The sequence below is a fragment of the Luteibacter sp. E-22 genome (genome assembly GCF_049913125.1).
Taxonomy (GTDB): Bacteria; Pseudomonadota; Gammaproteobacteria; order Xanthomonadales; family Rhodanobacteraceae; genus Luteibacter.
Map to the genome: position 1 here is coordinate 25,627 of NZ_CP183975.1, position 17,046 is coordinate 42,672.

General features: G+C 63.8%; 16 protein-coding genes. 11 read left to right on the forward strand and 5 right to left on the reverse strand.

What is annotated here, in order from left to right; translation table 11 throughout:
* Positions 1-28 precede the first annotated feature (28 nt).
* Both ACN9M2_RS00110 and ACN9M2_RS00115 read left to right on the forward strand, forming a co-directional pair.
* A complete protein-coding gene (locus ACN9M2_RS00110) occupies positions 29-1,408 on the forward strand; it encodes an aldehyde dehydrogenase family protein (protein ID WP_426286174.1) in 1,380 nt (459 codons plus the stop codon).
* 102 nt (positions 1,409-1,510) lie between these two features.
* A complete protein-coding gene (locus tag ACN9M2_RS00115; RefSeq protein ID WP_426286175.1) occupies positions 1,511-4,510 on the forward strand; it encodes a triple tyrosine motif-containing protein in 3,000 nt (999 codons plus the stop codon).
* Here the strand turns inward: ACN9M2_RS00115 and ACN9M2_RS00120 are convergent.
* Positions 4,507-5,001: a hypothetical protein gene (locus ACN9M2_RS00120; protein ID WP_426286176.1), complete on the reverse strand. Its 495-nt coding sequence runs from the start codon at positions 4,999-5,001 to the stop codon at positions 4,507-4,509. The two genes, ACN9M2_RS00115 and ACN9M2_RS00120, sit on opposite strands and share 4 nt — an antisense overlap.
* Before the next feature lie 144 nt (positions 5,002-5,145).
* Between ACN9M2_RS00120 and ACN9M2_RS00125 the strand changes: the two genes are divergently transcribed.
* From ACN9M2_RS00125 to ACN9M2_RS00150, 6 genes are read left to right on the forward strand one after another with little or no spacing between them, the layout of a single operon-like run.
* Entirely contained in the window at positions 5,146-6,963 is a 1,818-nt protein-coding gene (locus tag ACN9M2_RS00125) for a monovalent cation:proton antiporter-2 (CPA2) family protein (RefSeq protein WP_426286177.1), read from the forward strand.
* Positions 6,964-6,979: 16 nt separating this feature from the next.
* Positions 6,980-7,495, forward strand: a complete 516-nt coding sequence (locus ACN9M2_RS00130) for a GlcG/HbpS family heme-binding protein (RefSeq protein ID WP_426286178.1) — start codon at positions 6,980-6,982, stop codon at positions 7,493-7,495.
* Between the two features lie 31 nt (positions 7,496-7,526).
* Positions 7,527-8,582, forward strand: coding sequence for an NAD(P)-dependent alcohol dehydrogenase (locus ACN9M2_RS00135; protein WP_426286179.1), 1,056 nt, complete (start codon positions 7,527-7,529; stop codon positions 8,580-8,582).
* Between the two features lie 20 nt (positions 8,583-8,602).
* The gene (locus tag ACN9M2_RS00140; protein ID WP_426286180.1) at positions 8,603-9,280 is read left to right on the forward strand and encodes a type 1 glutamine amidotransferase domain-containing protein; all 678 of its coding nucleotides are present in this window, start codon (positions 8,603-8,605) and stop codon (positions 9,278-9,280) included.
* Positions 9,281-9,318: 38 nt separating this feature from the next.
* Entirely contained in the window at positions 9,319-9,618 is a 300-nt protein-coding gene (locus ACN9M2_RS00145; protein ID WP_426286181.1) for a putative quinol monooxygenase, read from the forward strand.
* A gap of 34 nt (positions 9,619-9,652) precedes the next feature.
* Positions 9,653-10,900: an MFS transporter gene (locus tag ACN9M2_RS00150; RefSeq protein WP_426286182.1), complete on the forward strand. Its 1,248-nt coding sequence runs from the start codon at positions 9,653-9,655 to the stop codon at positions 10,898-10,900.
* Between the two features lie 18 nt (positions 10,901-10,918).
* Here ACN9M2_RS00150 and ACN9M2_RS00155 read toward each other — a convergent pair whose 3' ends face one another.
* Positions 10,919-11,317: a winged helix-turn-helix domain-containing protein gene (locus ACN9M2_RS00155; protein ID WP_426286183.1), complete on the reverse strand. Its 399-nt coding sequence runs from the start codon at positions 11,315-11,317 to the stop codon at positions 10,919-10,921.
* A 176-nt stretch (positions 11,318-11,493) separates the two neighbouring features.
* Here ACN9M2_RS00155 and ACN9M2_RS00160 point away from each other — a divergent pair, with 176 nt between their 5' ends.
* Together ACN9M2_RS00160 and ACN9M2_RS00165 are read left to right on the forward strand one after the other, a co-directional pair.
* On the forward strand, positions 11,494-12,135 hold the full coding sequence (locus tag ACN9M2_RS00160; protein WP_426286184.1) for a response regulator: 642 nt from the start codon (positions 11,494-11,496) through the stop codon (positions 12,133-12,135).
* 277 nt (positions 12,136-12,412) lie between these two features.
* Positions 12,413-14,296: a M61 family metallopeptidase gene (locus tag ACN9M2_RS00165; protein ID WP_426287957.1), complete on the forward strand. Its 1,884-nt coding sequence runs from the start codon at positions 12,413-12,415 to the stop codon at positions 14,294-14,296.
* Positions 14,297-14,372: 76 nt separating this feature from the next.
* Here the strand turns inward: ACN9M2_RS00165 and ACN9M2_RS00170 are convergent, their stop codons facing one another.
* Both ACN9M2_RS00170 and ACN9M2_RS00175 read right to left on the reverse strand, forming a co-directional pair.
* On the reverse strand, positions 14,373-15,146 hold the full coding sequence (locus ACN9M2_RS00170) for a hypothetical protein (protein ID WP_426286185.1): 774 nt from the start codon (positions 15,144-15,146) through the stop codon (positions 14,373-14,375).
* 187 nt (positions 15,147-15,333) lie between these two features.
* Complete coding sequence (locus tag ACN9M2_RS00175; RefSeq protein ID WP_426286186.1) at positions 15,334-15,921, reverse strand: nucleotidyltransferase family protein; 588 nt, start codon at positions 15,919-15,921, stop codon at positions 15,334-15,336.
* 232 nt (positions 15,922-16,153) lie between these two features.
* Here ACN9M2_RS00175 and ACN9M2_RS00180 point away from each other — a divergent pair, with 232 nt between their 5' ends.
* Positions 16,154-16,405 (forward strand): hypothetical protein, encoded by a 252-nt coding sequence (locus tag ACN9M2_RS00180; protein WP_426286187.1) that lies wholly within the window; start codon positions 16,154-16,156, stop codon positions 16,403-16,405.
* Here the strand turns inward: ACN9M2_RS00180 and ACN9M2_RS00185 are convergent.
* A complete protein-coding gene (locus tag ACN9M2_RS00185; RefSeq protein ID WP_426286188.1) occupies positions 16,402-17,025 on the reverse strand; it encodes a response regulator transcription factor in 624 nt (207 codons plus the stop codon). The two genes, ACN9M2_RS00180 and ACN9M2_RS00185, sit on opposite strands and share 4 nt — an antisense overlap.
* Positions 17,026-17,046 lie beyond the last annotated feature (21 nt).

A 17,046-nucleotide genomic window follows, 5' to 3' on the forward strand; every position in this document is an offset into this window, starting at 1 on the left:
CCTTTGCCGCAGGCCTGGAGTAGCCGTCATGCTTACCGTCGTGCAAGCGTTCGATCGCCAACCCTTTGCGGAACTGCCAACCGACGATGCCGTTGCGCTGGAGAGGAAACTCGGCGTCGCCTTTCGACTATCGCGCGACCGCTCTGCGTGGCTGAAACCGCATCAGCGCATCGACATACTGCATAGGCTCGCGACGTTGATGGAAGGCAAGCGGGAGCATTTCGCCCGGCAGATCTCGCGTGAAGGTGGCAAGCCGTATACCGACGCCATGGTCGAAACCAGTCGCGCGATCGACGGTGTCCGCAGTGCCGCTGAGATTTTGCGCACGCGCGGCGGGCGCGAGATTCCCATGGGTGTCTCGCCTTCCAGCGAAAATCGCCGCGCGTGGACGGTCCATGAGCCGATCGGCGTGGTCGCCGCCGTTTCGGCATTCAACCATCCGCTCAACCTGGCCGTGCACCAGTTAGCCCCTGCGATCGCTACCGGATGCCCGGTCATCATCAAGCCTGCGGCAGCGACACCGTTGAACTGTGTCGAGCTGGTAGACATGGTGCAGGCAGCCGGCATGCCCGAAGGCTGGGTGCAGACCTTCCTTCCGGAGTCACGTGAGCTCGCGGAAGCATTTGTCGCCGATTCACGTGTCGCCTTCCTCAGCTTCATCGGCTCGGCAAGCGTCGGCTGGCACCTTCGCTCGAAGCTGGCGCCGGGAGCGCGCTGCGCGCTGGAGCACGGCGGCGTCGCGCCGGTGATCATCGACAAAAGCGCTGACCTCGATCGCCTGATCGAGCCGATGGCCAAGGGCGGTTACTACCATGCCGGGCAGGTATGCGTATCGGTCCAGCGCATCTACGTGCATGAGAGCCTGCGACAGGAATTCTCGGACCGCTTCGCGCGTCGCGTGCAGGCGTTGCATACGGGTGATCCCCTGCTTCCCGAGACCGAGGTTGGTCCGCTGATCACGCCGAAGGAAGCGGACCGCGTGCAGGCCTGGATTGACGAGGCCGTGGCGACTGGAGCCCGGCCGATCGGAGGGGGGCGCCTCAGTGACACCACCCTCTACCCCACGATCTTGCTGGACCCGCCGAAGACGGCGAAGGTATCCACGCTAGAGGTGTTCGGCCCACTGACGTGCGTCTACAGCTTCAGCAGCCTCGACGATGCGATCCGCTCGGCAAATTCGCTCCCCGAGGCCTTTCAGTCCAGCATCTTCACCCGCGACCTGGACTCGGCCTTCCGGGCGGCCGATCGGCTCGATGCCTCGGCCGTCATGGTGAACGACCACACGGCGTTCAGGGTGGACTGGATGCCTTTTGCGGGCCGACATGTCTCCGGCCATGGCGTCGGCGGCATTCCGTTCACCATGGAAGAGATGACGGCCGAAAAAATGATTGTTTTCCGCTCAGGATAACGACGGTACAGTTTTGCCAATCTTTTCGGGCGGCGCATCGCTAAATCCCTACCGATGCACGCCCTCGCGATCTCCCGAGCACTGCCGAGGATGCTGGTGGCCGTGGCCCTGGCAGCCGCGGGCGTGGCCCGCGCCGAAGGTCCCGGGGCGTTGCTGCCCGGAACGGTCGTGCACCAGGCCTGGATGACGCGTGATGGTGCCCCGCCCGCCAACATCGCACTCGCGCAGGCGCCGGATGGTTACCTGTGGCTGGGCTCGGGCACCGGTCTTTACCGATTCGATGGCGTCACCTTCTCGCGCTACGCGCCGCCCGCCGGACAGCACTTGCCGTCGGCAAACATCACGGCACTGAAGTTCACGGCACGCGGGGGCCTGTGGGTCGGCTTCTACGACGGCGGCGCCGCTTACATTGCCGACGGCGCACTCCACGCGTACGACGTGGCGGATGGCTTTCCACCCGGCTGGGTGCTCGTTTTCGCCGAGGGCCCCGGCGGCGACATGTGGGCCGCGACGAGTCAGGGGCTCGGCCGCTTCGACGGCGCACGCTGGCACAAGGTCGGCGGCGATTGGGGTTATGTGGCCGACCGGGCGGACTGGGCCCTGTTCGATGGAGCGGGCACGCTTTGGGTGGCCGCTGTAAACAAGCTCGTGTACCTGCCGCGCGGTGCTACCGCCTTCAGGCCCACCAACGTGGCGCTTGCCCCCGGGGCGACTCTCGCTTTCGATAACAAAGGCACGTTGTGGGTATCCGATCGTCTTCACGGCACACGCCCCTTGCCTGGTCTTTCGGACGAGCATCCTACGTTGACCGGTGCGGCCTCCTTACCCGTCACTGACGCGCATTCCGCGCTGCGGATGGCGTTCGATCAGGAAGGCGGGTTGTGGGCCACTGGCCTGGGTACGGGCAAGGTATTCCACGTCGCCGACCCCGATCATCTTGAACCCCCGGGTATCGTTACCGACAGCTCAGTAAGCAACACCTTCACCGCACCGCAGGGCCTCACGTCAAACACGGCCACGCCCGTCATCGTCGATCGCGAGGGAAACGCATGGGTCGGCACGGCCTCGGGCATCGACAGTTATCACAAGGGGCCGGTGGGCGCGCTTCGCGATTTCGGACCAGAGGCGCGCTTGCATACAAGTGTCGCGCACGATGCCCATGGGCAACTCTGGATATCCAACCAGGAAACCGTCTATCGGCTGCAGGGCGATGACCTGGTCACCGTCCTCGCCGATGTGCCTGACATCCTCAGCATTCTGTTCGACGCCGACGGCGTGCTCTGGGTCATGGGCTACCACGACATCTACCGCTATCGCGACGGGCACCTGGAAACGGTGCCCCTTCCTAACGGGCTCTATGGATCGCGCCTTAAGTTCCTCGCGGCAGGAGCGCCCGGCGAACTATGGGCCTCGATCGAAGGACTGGGCGTGCACCGCTTCCGGCATGACCGGTGGGAGACGTGGTCCGCGCACACCAGCGGCGCCAAGGGCTACCCGACCACCGGGGCCATGGCCGCCGATGGCACGTTCTGGCTCGGTTATGCAGGCGGTGAGGTGCTGAGCGTGGATCGGTCCGGCCGCGAGGTTCTTTATGACCAGCACAACGGTGCGGACATCGGGAGCGTGGCTACCGTTACGGCCGGTACGAGCGGTGTGTTCTTCGGAGGTAGCACCGGCCTCGCGCGTTATCGCGAAGGCCGGATGCAATCGCTGACCGACCGTGACTTCCCCGCCCTCATGGGTATCACCGGTATCGTCCAGGCCACCAACGGCGACCTCTGGATCAACGGCGGCCATGGCGCGCTGCGCTTCACGGCGGCGGAGCTGGAAACCGCCTTCTCCGATCCGCACTACCGCCCCCAGGTGGGGCCGTTCGATTTCCGCGATGGCATCCAAGGCATCGCGCGCCAGGGGCAACCGGTCCCGAGCATGCGGGAAGACGACAGCGGGCGGATCTGGCTCGTGACCAACGAGGGCCTGTACTGGCTGGATGCGTCGGTGCAACGCCGGAATACCAATCCGCCGCCCGTCTACGTTACGGGCGTGCAGGCCGGCGGCCGCGTGCTTGATCCTGCAAGCACGGTACGCCTCTCTGCCGGGGATGGTTCGTTGCAGATCGACTACGCCGCTGTAGGCCTCACATCACCTTCCCGTGTCCGCTTCCGCTATCGACTGGATGGCGAGGACAAGGACTGGGTCGATGCTGGAACTCGCCGACAGGCGTATTACACCAACCTCTCCCCAGGCACCTACCACTTCAACGTCATTGCATCGAACGACGACGGCGTGTGGAACGAACGAGGCGCGAGTCTCGCCATCGATATTCCACCGCGCTTTTACCAGGCCCCTTGGTTCATCGCCCTTGAAGTGCTCGCTGTGTTGGCACTGGTTGCCATCGCGTATGGATGGCGCATCCGCAGCGTTTCGCGTGCCGTACGCCTGCAGTCGGAAGCGCGCCACGAGGAGCGCGAGCGGATAGCAAGGGAACTGCACGACACCTTGCTGCAGGCCATCTACGGCATCATGCTGCGCTTCCAGGCTGTTGCAGCGGCGATCCCGAAGGACGATCCGCTCCAGGAAGGCATTCAGAGCACACTGAAGGTCGCGAGCGATTTCATTGTCGAAGGGCGTGACCGGGTTCGGGAACTGCGCACCAACATCACTTCGTTAGGCAAGCTGGGTTCCGCGGTGGAAGAACTCGCAAGACTCCTTGAGAAGGCATCCCAGGTTGAGATCACGATCGACGTGCGCATCGTAGACCAGGACATGGATCCCACCGTGGGTGAAGACGTGCTCGCGATATGCCGGGAGAGCCTGGTCAACGCGTTTCGCCACGCCACTGCGAAACACATTGTGTTGCGATTGGTGACGACCCGGCGGGCGCTGGAGCTGACCACCACGGACGATGGCATCGGAATGCGCCTCGCGACGGAAGACGATCCGGAGGAAACGGGCCATTGGGGTATCGCCGGTATGCGCGAACGCGCTGCGGGGCTGGGTGCCATGCTCTCCATCCGCTCGGCAGCGGGTAGCACCACGGTGGCCCTCACCCTGCCGCTGCGTTGCCTGCGCAGACGGGGCATCCGCTCGACGCGTGTCTAGAGACACGCGCTGACCCAACGCCAAGAGGCGAGCAGATTCGTCACCTCCCGTCGTACGCGCGGATCCGCTTCGAGCGGATAGTGCGCGGCCACGACATAGGTGGCCTTACCGCGGCCGCGAGCATATTCGTGCAGGCTCAGTGCGGCATCGCCGCTCGACATGGTGTGCTCGATCCATGGGGTCCCTGCAATGGTTCGCCGGCTGGGCTTGGCGGACCTCCATCCCAACGCACGGTAATAGCCGTGGGCATGTGGCAAGTCGTCGCTTTTGCGTGGATAGCCTGCGGCGATGCTTATGGAAATGCACGTTGGTCCGGGACACGGCCCGGCCAGCTGCATGGTGATCTCGGTCCCGTCGGCGCGCGCCACGACCCTGGACACGTCCGGTGGTTGCACCACGCGATAGCAGAACACGGGATTGACGTACTCGTCGTTCGCGCGCGCACCGCCGGCCATGAGCAAGAGCAACCCCATGGTTATCGCGGTTCGCATCGCGTGGCACCCGTCGCCGGTGGCAGAGCCAGACGGCTCAAGGTTGAACGCCACGGCGGCCGGGCGCAAGCAGGTTCACGACGCTTGACGTGGTTTGACGAGCCTTTGCGATGATGCCGCCTACCGCAGGCCTACCATCATCGGATGACCGGCATCGCCAATAGCCAGCTCCTGCAGGCCGTCGCCCTGCTCGGTGCGGCCGTGCTGGTCGTGCCCGTCTTCCGCGCCCTGAAACTGGGGGCCGTTCTTGGTTACCTCGTCGCAGGGGTGCTCGTCGGTCCCTTCGTGCTGGGCTGGTTCACCGATCCGGAAGCCATCCTCGGGCTCGCCGAACTCGGCGTCGTCATGTTCCTGTTCGTGATCGGGCTGGAAATGCGCCCCGCGCACCTTTGGTCCCTTCGCAGCACTATCTACGGCCTGGGCCTCACGCAACTGTTGGCATGCGGCGCCGCGCTGACGGGCGTGGCGTGGCTGCTAGGCGCGCCGCCGCGCGTAGCGTTCGTGGGCGCCATGGGCTTCGTGCTGACCTCGACAGCCATCGTGATGCAATTGCTTTCGGAGTCTGGCCAGCTGGCCCAGCCCTCCGGTCAAAAGGTCGTTGCGATCCTGCTGCTAGAAGACCTGATCATCGTGCCGCTGCTTGCCGTGGTTGCCTGGATGTCGCCTACGCACGAAAGCTCGGCGCACGGGGTGCCATGGGCATCGGCGCTTACCGGGGTCGGCTGCCTTCTGGTCTTGCTCGTCGCCGGCCGATGGTTGCTCGATCCCCTGTTCCGCATCCTGGCGCGATCGAAAGTGCGTGAGGTCCTTTGCGCCGGCGCCTTGTTGGTGGTGTTGGGCGCGGCCCTGCTCATGCAGCTAGGCGGTCTCTCCATGGCGCTCGGCGCGTTCCTCGCAGGCGTGCTTCTTTCCCGGTCCAGCTTCCGTCATCAGCTGGAGGCCGATATCGAACCGTTTCGAGGCTTGCTGCTCGGCTTGTTCTTCCTTGGCGTGGGCATGGCGCTGGACCTCGATGTGGTGCGCGAGCACTTCTTGTCGGTGCTGCTGGGTGTCCTGGCAATGATGATCACCAAGACGGCGGCTATCTATGGGGTGGCCCGATCCCTCGGCGATGGCCATGCGGAAGCCCTGGATCGCGCCTTGCTCATGCCGCTGGGCGGCGAGTTCGCCTTCGTGCTCTACAGCAGCGCCGCGGCGACGGGCCTGATGAGCCAGGAAGATAACGCGCGGTTCACCGCGATCGTCGTGCTGTCCATGGCCGCCGCACCCGTGGTTCATGCCACCGCCCGCCGTTTCATGCCTGCGCGACGGGTACGGCCTCGTGCGGCTGGCGTCCCGCCCGGACTCTCCGGCAGCATGCTGATGGTCGGCTTCGGCCGCTTCGGCCAGGTGGTGAGCCAGTCGTTGCTGGCGCGGGATGTCGATGTAACGGTCATCGATACCGATGTGGAGATGGTGGAAGCGGCCACCCGATTCGGTTTCAAGATCTACTACGGCGACGGTACGCGACTGGATGTACTCGACGCCGCTGGCGCGGACAAGGCACGTGTCATCGCCATCTGCGTCGATTCCCACACGACGGCGAACACGATCATCGACATTGCGAAGGAGCGCTATCCCGGTGCCGTGCTGATGGTGCGCACCTACGATCGCGAGCATTCCCTGCGCATGGCGGCACAAGGCGTGAAGCTACACTTTCGGGAAACATTCGAATCCGCCCTGCGCTTCGGCAGCAGGGCGTTGATGGAGCTGGGCGTTTCGCCTGGCGAGGCCGACGAGATCGCCGGGATAGTGCGACAACGCGACGCCGAACGTTTCGCACGCGAGCTCGAAGGCATCGATTGGGCGACCGCTGGGCTGGCGAACTTCCAACCACCGCAGCCCACGCCGTTTACCAAGCCGACGCATGAAGGACGAACGTTGCATGCGCCAACGGTCGACGAATCCGCGTCCTCTTCGTAGCGTCCAGATGCCTGCGTTGAACGCGTTTCTGCACGGTTTCACCGCGTTTTACGCGCGTCCGGTCGAGGTGCCGTGGTACACCAGAATAACCCCGCACGAGGTAGTTTTTTTTGTCATGCCACGCTCGTTCCAGACGCTCACGCTCGATGATGCAAAAGCCATGATTGCCTCGGCGGAGGCCAAGGCTTCCTCGCTCGGCATCGCCTACAACATCGCGGTCGTCGACGCGGGTGGTCGGTTGATCGCCTTCGTCCGCCAGGACGGTGCTCTTATCGGCAGCATCAACCTGTCGATCCACAAGGCGCTCACTGCGCGCATCTTCGACAAGACCACTGCTTTCCTGAGTGATCTCGCCCAGCCCGGAAGCCAGCTCTATGGTATTCAGAACAGTCACGAGGGCGATGTGGTGATCTTTGGCGGGGGCATACCGGTTGTCCACGAGGGACAGATCATCGGTGCGGTTGGTACCAGCGCCGGCACCGTCGAGCAGGACATCGCGGTGGCCGAGGCCGCGCTCGCGGCAGTCTCGTAATACCCCTTACCCATCCCCGAGGTGTACCAACATGAAAGCTGCACGCATGCATGAGTACGGCAAACCCCTGGTCCTGGAGGATATCCCGGTTCCAGACATCGCGGAGGACGAAGTGCTCGTACAGGTCAAGGCCTGCGGCATGTGCCGTTCCGATGTGCAATTGATCGATGGCTACTTCCGGCCCTACGCGGACCTGAAACCACCGCTCACGCTTGGTCACGAGATCACGGGCGTCATCGCGAAGATGGGCTCGCTGGTACCGAAGGGTGCAGGCATCGCCGAGGACGACCACGTGGTGGTTGCGCCTGGTTGGGGTGACGGCATCTGCCGGCATTGTCAGGTCGGCGACACACAGATATGCCCGAATGTGCGTTGGCCGGGTTTCGGTCCCGTGGGCGGGTTTGCCGAATTCATTCCCGTACCTGTCCGCTATGTCATCAAGGTCGGCAAGAACCTGCCATTCGAACAGCTTGCGCCGCTCACGGACGCAGGCCTGACCACGTATCGAGGCATACGCAAGCTTCGCGATGCCGGCGCACTCGGCCCCGACCGGGTCATCGGTGTACTCGGTGTAGGTGGCCTGGGTGCGTACGCCGTGCAGTACGCGCGACTTCTCGGCGGTGGCGCGCGCGTCGTCGCACTGGCCCGGAGCGAGGAGAAGCTGGGCGTGGCGCGGGATTACGGTGTCGACCACACCATCGCGGTGAAAGACAAGTCGGAAGCGGATATCAAGAAGGACCTGACGAAGACGTTCGGCCAGGGTGAGCTGGATGCGATCATCGATTGCACGGGCGCGCCGTCGATGATCCAGCTGGGCATGAGCCTGCTCTCGACCAGCGGCCACTATGTCGACGTGGGTCTCGTCGGCGACCGGATCGATATCCCGCTTTTCCCACGCGTCTCGCGCGAGCAGAGCTTCCATGGATCGTTCTGGGGCAACAACGCCGACCTCATGGAGGTCATGGCCTTGGCCGCGCAGGACAAGATCCGTCACACGATCAAGACGATCAAGTTCGACGAGCTGAATAAGTACATCGACCTGCTGCGTACGGGCGACATCGTCGGGCGCGCGGTCATGACGTTCTGACTATCGAAGGAGCACACACCATGCGCGTCAAACATGTTCTCTGCATTGCGACCAATACAGCCGTGCTCGGGCCGTTCGAACGCACTGTTGGCTTCTTCTTCCCGGAGATTGCCCACCCGTTCGACGTCCTCGAGGAAGCCGGTATCGCCGTCGAGTTCGCCTCGCCGCTCGGCGGGATCGTCCCGGACGATGGCTACGACGCCAAAGATCCTGTCCAGAAGAAGTTCCTCGAGAGCGCGGCCTACCGCCGCCTGCAGCGTAGCCGCAAGCTCTCCGACGTGGATGTGCTCGACTACGACGCCATCTTCTTCCCCGGTGGCCTCGGCCCCATGGCAGACATCGCGAAGGATCGGTACGTAAAACAGGCGGTGTTGCGCGCATGGAACGGCGGCAAGATCGTTTCCGCCGTATGCCACGGGCCTGTCGCCTTCCTTGGCGCACGCTTCGAGGATGGCACGCCCTTCGTCAAGGGCCACAAACTCACCGCATTCTCGAAAGCCGAGGAAGATGGCTACGCCGCGAGGGACGTCTCGTTCGACCTCGAAGGCGTGCTACGCGAAGCCGGCGCTGAGTTCTCCTGCGCGGACCCGTGGCAGCCGAACCTGGTCGTCGATGGGCGCCTGATCACCGGACAGAACCCGGCCTCGGGAACGGCGGTCGGAAAGGCGATCGTCGAAGCGCTCGCGAAGGTTGAATGACCTCCGGTGTCCGGCCTCCCAATCAAGGAAACGCCGCCATGGCATCGAAGCAAGTGAAGGTGATAGCCGTCATTACCGCCAAAGACGGCCAGGAGCGCGAACTCGAAGCGCTGCTTCGAAGCATGGCGACGCCCTCGCGCGGAGAGCCGGGCAACATCCATTACAACCTCTGGCGCCACCGCGAGAAGCCTGGCGAGTTCGTCATCGACGAAATGTACGTCGACGCGGATGCCGCCACGGTCCACCGGGCGAGCCCGCACTACCAGCACTACCTGACTCGCATCAACGACCTGGCAACGCGTAACGCCATGCCGCTGGAGGCGGTGGACACCATCTGACGGGCCGCATGGCCCGGTAAGCGAGGCTAGTCCCATGCACGAGAAAGCATTCGAGGCGCAGTGTGCCTCCGTCCACGTCCACTGCCGGGACCACAAGCAACAGGCGCGGCGCTCGCTCACCTTGTTTGCGCTCGCACTCGGCAGTTTCTGCATCGGTACGTCCGAGTTCGCCAGCATGGGTATCCTGCAGCTGTTTTCCGTCTCGCTGGGCATCAGCCTGCCCACAGCCACCAATGCGATCACCGCCTATGCGTTTGGTGTGGTGATCGGTGCCCCGGCCGTTACGTTGGCGGCGGCCAGCCTCAACCGCCGTACGCTTCTGCTCTGCCTCATGGTGCTGTTCGTGGTGGGCAACGTGTTGTCGTCGCAGGCGGCGAATCTAGGGATGTTCGCCGTCGCACGTTTCATCAGCGGTCTTCCGCAGGGCGCTTACTTCGGTGCGGGAGCCGTGGTTGCGTCGTACATCGTCGGGCCCGGTAAGGGTGGCAAGGCGTTCGCGCTCGTGATGACGGGCCTCACGGTGGCGACCATCGTCGGTTCGCCGCTCGCCACCTTCCTAGGCCAGAACTTTGGTTGGCGGAACACTTACCTTGCCGTGGCCGGGCTGGGCACGGTGGCGTTCTTTGCCCTGCTTGCATGGGTGCCGCGCACTGACGCCCTGCGTGGTGGCCCGGTGGTGCAGGAACTCAGCGCGCTGCGCAAAGGCTCGGTGTGGGCCACGATGCTTGTGGCCGCCCTCGGAGTGGCAAGCATCTTCGCCGTATACACGTTCATCGGACCCTTCATCACCGACGTGGTCGTGCTCGACCGCACGTGGATCCCCGTTGCCCTCGCGCTGTTCGGTATCGGCATGACCCTAGGCAACCTGCTCGGTGGCCAGCTCGCCGATCGCTACCCGCAGCGTGGTCTTGTCATTGGCTACGGCGCGGCGCTTGTCGTGCTCGCCACCCTGGCGGTGGCCGGTGGCAACGTGTGGGCTCTGATGACCACGTTGTTCGGCGTGGGTGCCACCATGATGATCGCCATCCCCACCATCCAGGTACGCCTCACGCAATTCGCTCCGGAGGCACCGACCCTCATGGGCGCCATGAACCTGGCGTCGCTGAATGTCGCCAATGCGATCGGGGCGTGGGGCGGCGGCGCCGCGATCGCGGCGGGCCTCGGCCTTCTATCGGCGGCATGGGCGGGGTTCGTCCTGACGCTGCTTGGCCTGGTGGTGTTCAGCATCACGCTGCCGAGAGCGCCACGGATGGTCGCGGTAACGGACACGGCCACGCTCTAGCGCGCAGCCGTCGAGACGTCAGGTGGTCGGTCCGACCCAGCGCCAGGACCATGTGCCTGCGCGCCACGTGGGGTGCGGGGACGCTGGCGATCGGGCTTTGACGGGCCGTTCCACGGAGGCCAAGAACGTGTAGCCCCGCCCGGGGATGCTGGCGATGTATCCGCTACCTTCGCCGTCGCGCCCGAGCGCCTGGCGCAGGTTGGCGATTTGCACGCGTACATTCGATTCGCCGACGACCAGCCCCTGCCAGGCGACGGCCATGAGTTCTCGTGGCGTGACGACGGCGCCCTGCCGTTCCACGAGCATCACCAGGATGTCGAAGGCGCGGCTGCCCAGCTTGACCACGGCGCCATCGCGGTAGAGGGTGCGCAGTGCGGGCTCGAGGCGGAACGGACCGAAGACAGAGGTAGCGGGCATGGCGATGCTCCACGGAGTTTCCCTCGGACAACGGTAGGTCGTGTCGGGGCAAAGCCCCATCCCCTGCAGGCTGGACCTTCCTGCCATCGCTGGGGGGAGCGCTTTCACTCCGATGGGTATTGACCCAGGGCCAAGCCCGATGCACGGTGGCCGTATTACGCGCGGGGAGCACCACCGTGAACGTCGCGGATACCGCAGGCAGCATGATTCGCGTACTGATCACCGATGACCACCCGGTCATGCGGCACGGCCTGCGCGCGGCCGTCTCGACGCAGGCGGACATGGCGATTGTCGGTGAAGCGACCAACGGCCGTGAGGCGATCGAAAAGTTCCGGGAACTCCGCCCGAGCGTCGCCCTGATGGACCTGCAAATGCCGGATGTCGATGGGCTCGAAGCCATCGGCGCGATCCGTAACGAGTTCCCCGACGCCAACATCATCGTACTCACCAGCTATCCGGGTGATGCGCGGATCATGCGCGCGCTCATGCTGGGCGCCACGTCGTACCTGCTTAAGTCATCCAGTCTCGACGAAACCATCCGCGCAATTCGGGCGTCCATGGCCGGCCGTCACGTGATGGATCCAGACGTGGCACACGACCTGGCCGTCTACGCCGGCACGGAATTGCTGACGGCAAAGGAGATCGCCGTGCTCGCCCTGGTGGCTCAGGGGCACGCCAACAAGATGATCGCCGGCGAACTCTTCGTCTCCGAAGAGACCGTGAAGTCGCGGATGCGCAGTATCCTTTCCAAACTCGATGCCCGGGACCGCACGCATGCCGTGATGCTGGCGATCCAGCGCGGATTTCTGCAACCCTGAACCCCGAAGCTTCAGCATGGATCGCGCATCGCCGATCATCCCGGCGCTCAACGAGCGCGACCTCATCGAGCAGGCGGGTGCGGATGGGGCGAACTCCATGCCCAAGGGCAACTTCGCCGTCATGAAAAGTACTCAGCCGGTTTATGATGAACGGCCGACACATCGTCCGCATGCGCCCCTTTCCACTCACCGCGAGTCCTTCATGTACCCAACCACTCTTGCTGGTTCGCCGGCTACCACAAGTCGTAAGTTTTTGCGTCCCGTCGTGGTCTTGGCGATGGCGCTCGCGGCGGGCACGGTCGATGCGCAACAGGCGGTTTCCGATCACGTTCCACCCCCGCTGGACTCGCCTTACGTTGGAACGGTGGCCATTCACGTCGATGCCAACGATACGGTGCAGGGTATCTTCCGCGTCCATGAAACCATTCCGGTGAAGGCAGGTGCGTTGACCCTGCTATATCCACAGTGGATCCCCGGCGACCACTCGCCGACCGGCCCGATCGCGATGCTCGCAGGCCTCAAGATCAGCGCCAATGGCAAGCCACTCGCGTGGAAGCGCGACGAGTACAACGTCTATGCGTTCCACCTCGACGTACCCGCGGGTATTTCCACGGTCGATGTGGAATTCCAGTACCTGTCGGAGCGTGAGGATAGCGCCGACTTCGAGATCACCGACCGCATGATGGCCATGGAATGGAGCAAGGTGGCGCTATATCCCGCAGGCTACTATTCGCGGGGCATCACCTTCGCACCCAGCCTGACGTTGCCGCACGGCTGGCAGCTCGGTACCGCACTCGAAACGGCTTCGAAGTCGGGCGACACCACGACCTTCAAGCCCGTGACATTGGAGAACCTGGTCGATTCGCCGGTCTATGCGGGCCAGTACTTCAAGCGCGTCGCGCTCAACCCGGGCGACAAGGCCCCGGTGTACCTGGACGTCGTCGCCGACGAGCCGAAATACCTGGAGATGACGCCCGAGCAGGTCGCGGTGCATCGCGCGCTGGTAACACAGGCGGTGAAGCTCTTCGGATCGCACCATTACGACCACTACGATTTTCTGTTCTCGCTATCGGATCAACTGGCGGGCAACGGCACGGAACACCATCAGTCCAGCGAAGACGGTCTGGGTGCCGACTACTTCACCGCCTGGAAAGAGGCGGCGTCGGAACGCGACCTGTTGGCTCACGAGTACACGCATTCGTGGAACGGCAAGTTCCGCCGCCCGGCTGACTTGTGGACGCCCAACTTCAACGTGCCGATGGGCGATTCGCTTCTGTGGGTGTACGAGGGACAGACCCAGTACTGGGGATTCGTACTGACCGCGCGCGCCGGTATGTGGACGCCGCAGGAGTTTCGCGATGGGTTGGCCATGGTCGCGGCCAACTACGAGCGTAACCGCGAAGGTTTCCAGTGGCGTACCCTCGAAGACACCACCAACGACCCGACCATCACCAGGCGCTCGGCCTTGCCGTACCGCAGCTGGCAGATGAGTGAAGATTACTACAGCGGAGGCCAGCTGATGTGGCTGGCCGTCGACGCCAAGCTGCGCAACCTGACACACGACAAGCAGTCGCTCGACGATTTCGCGCGCGCGTTCTTCGGTGTCGACAACGGTAGCTACGTACCCAAGACCTACACGTTCGACGACGTGGTGGCAGCCCTGAACGGTGTCGCCAAGTACGACTGGGCGAGCTTCCTGAATGCGCATGTCAATGCACTCGATCCACCGCTGCAGGATGGCCTCGCGGCCACGGGCTGGAAGCTGGTCTACGACGATAAGCAGAGCGAGTACGAGAAGCAGGCGGACAGCCGCCCCCAATCCTCCCGCCATCTACTCAACTTTACGTGGTCGATCGGCCTGACGATGACCGACAGCGGCAAGGTGAACGACGTGCGCTGGGATGGTCCTGCGTTCAAGGCTGGCATCAGCACCGGCGCCACCGTGGTCGCCGTCGACGGCAATACCTATTCGAAGGACGCCCTGACCAGCGCGATTACCGCCGCCAAGGACAGCAAGACACCCATCTCGTTGACGGTGAAGTACCAGGGCCGCTTCCGTACGATCCCGGTGGACTATCACGGCGGTCTGCAGTACCCGCATCTGGTGCGTATCGAAGGTACTCCCGATTACCTGAGCGAGATCATCGCCGCGCGCAAGTAAGGTTGGGTGATACCTTCAGACAGTGGCGAGATGGACAGCGGCGATCATCAGCAACGCCGCTATCCCAGAAGGAGCGCTATTTATATACCGCGCCATCGAAATGAAGTGTCGTTATCGTTTTCGTCGGCTTGATTACCGGGCACTTGGAAGGGTCTTCGTCGAAGTCGTACTCCTCCGTCACCGTAGTGACGAGTTGTAGATCGGCCAAGCCGTGGCTGCTCGTTTTAGCGATATTGATGACCGTTTTCTTCTGCGTGGCGGTTGAAGTGCAAGCGGGTGGAGTTTTCGTACCCATTTCATAGCCGGACTGCCAGGAATAGGTTTCGATGTTGGCGATGTTGTCGAGTCGATGGCCGTGCTGTACGTACAGCTTGAGATCAGTGGAGCTACTGTTCGCACAGGTACAATGAGTTCCATTGTTCACGCTCACTCCAAAGGCCCGCAGGCCGGGGGCCAGCATGTATCGCGCCGTATCGATGGTAATGTCTTCGAGGCGGGCGCCGCCGTCTTCGATAGCCGCGTCTTCATGCGCATGTGCCATGACCGTGTGCTGGTCCGGTTCAAGGACAACGACGTCGAGATCCCGCATGAACTTGGAATCGTCATTGGATTTCTGGCCGCTCTTCTCCTCGCCCGCGAGATAGGTCAGGGCGACGATGACGCGGTTATCGCGGCCGGGGTCGTAACGGCACGCATTGAACATGGTGTCGCCCCATAAGGCGTCACCGCCAGCGAACCCGATGGCTTTGGCGGTTTCCGTGAACATCCCGGTCTCGCAGGCGTAAGGGTCGTCCGCATCGTCGGCTCGGGCTGCGGTGGCATGACCAAGAAACGCCATGGCGAGCAGCATCGCCAATATCCATGGGTAGCCGGGAGCCCGGGTGCGTATGTTCAAAGCAGTTCCCCTGTTGTCGTTACCAGCCATAACCACCGGCATTGTCCAGCGATGTCATTAGACCGTGCCGGAGCAGGCGCTGGCAGGCCCAAGTCATGGCGATCTCCTGACATGCGGATCACCCCGCCGCCCCCAATGCCCGCTAGTCGTCGATAAGCCCCGCACGGATCGCATCGACCACGTCTTCCGGAGTATCGAGCCTGCGAGCCAAGGCATCGCGACGAATGGCCGCCGGATGGCCGCCGGTCCATAACCGGCGGAAGGCGGCATCACCCTGGAGCGTGCGGGCCTGGGCCAGCGTCTGTGGACGAAGCAATGCTGGCGGACCCAGGGCATCCCCGTAAGCCGATACCACGTCACAGCTGCCGTCATAGGCGACCAGCAATTTGTCGAGGTGCTCCTGGGTGAGGCAAGGCTGATCAGCCACCGTGACCAGCAAGGGATACGGCCGGCCGGCAAGGGCTGCCGCCGCCCTGCGCAGGGACGAAGCCACACCTTCTTCCCAGGTAGGGTCGAACAGGATGGCCGTGCCCGTGACAAGGGAAGCCAGCTGTTCGGCATGCGCGCCCAACACCACCATGAGATGGGTAGGGCCGGTGGCCTTGGCCATGCGGACGGCACGCTGGAGCAATGTTTCGCCGGCGACCGTCAGCAGCTGCTTCGGCGTGGCCAGCCGGGCATTGCCCTGGGCAGCCAGGACGACCGCGTCATGTGCCTCGCATCCACGCATGGGTATTCCGAAAAAAGCAACGAGCCAAGCCCTAACGCTAGCATGTCGGGACCGGCTCACGAAGAGCCGGTACGACACCGCGTGATCGCGCCCGACCTGCGCGGCTATGGCAAGCCGATAAACCCGCGACCGGCTACGACAAACGCAACATGGCGCGCGACCTCGTCGCCCAGTCCATGAATGCGAAGGTGGCCAAGGCGTATTCCTACAGGGCTGGACGGGGAGCCAAGGCATGACGCGCGCGTGGTTGGTGCTGGCGCTCACCGTCATCGCTTCCGTCGCCTCTGCAACCGACGTGCGGGTGGGGCCGCAAGGTCCCGGCTTCTATCGCATGCGCATGGGTGGGGATGAAGTCGCCAGCGCTGCTGGACGGCACGCAAAGACGTCGGACAGGTTGGTGCTCATCGATACCGGCGCCGGTAAGCGCGCCGGCGACGGCTACCAGTGGGTGCCTGTGAACTACGATCGCACCCCCCGGACCTAGCGAAGGAATCCTCGTGCGAGCGCGATGGCCAGTGCGTGCGCGCGGTTGCTGGCGTGCAGTTTACCCATCGCGTTGGACAGGTATTCCTTCACGGTTTCCGGGGATAGCCCCAGCCGCTGCGCAATCTGCTTGTTCGACAGGCCGGCGCCAACGCCCCGAAGCACGGCGATCTCCCGGTCGGTCAGGCATTCATCCCCGCTGTGTTCCGCCAGCTGCTGCGCCACTTCCGGCGATACGCGCAACTCACCCTCATGGACGGACCGGACGGTCGAGACGAGGTCGTCGGCCAGTGACGTCTTCAGGAGATAGCCCTGGGCACCCGCGGCAAGCGCGCGACGCGCGGAGGCGTCACCGGCATAGGTGGTCAGCACGATCACGCGGGCCAGCGGATCGATCCCGCGCATCGCCACGATGACCTGGTCGCCGGACATATCGGGCAACATCAGGTCCACGAGGGCCACATCCGGGCGTAGTGCCCGAAACGCATCGATCGCCGATTTCCCCGTGTCCGCTTCACCGGCTACGACCATGCCCGAGCCGGCAGACAACAACGCCACCACACCCGCACGAAAGAGCGGATGGTCGTCGACAACGAGGATACGGAGGGGGCGTGCGGTCATGGGAGCCGTCGAATCGGTAAG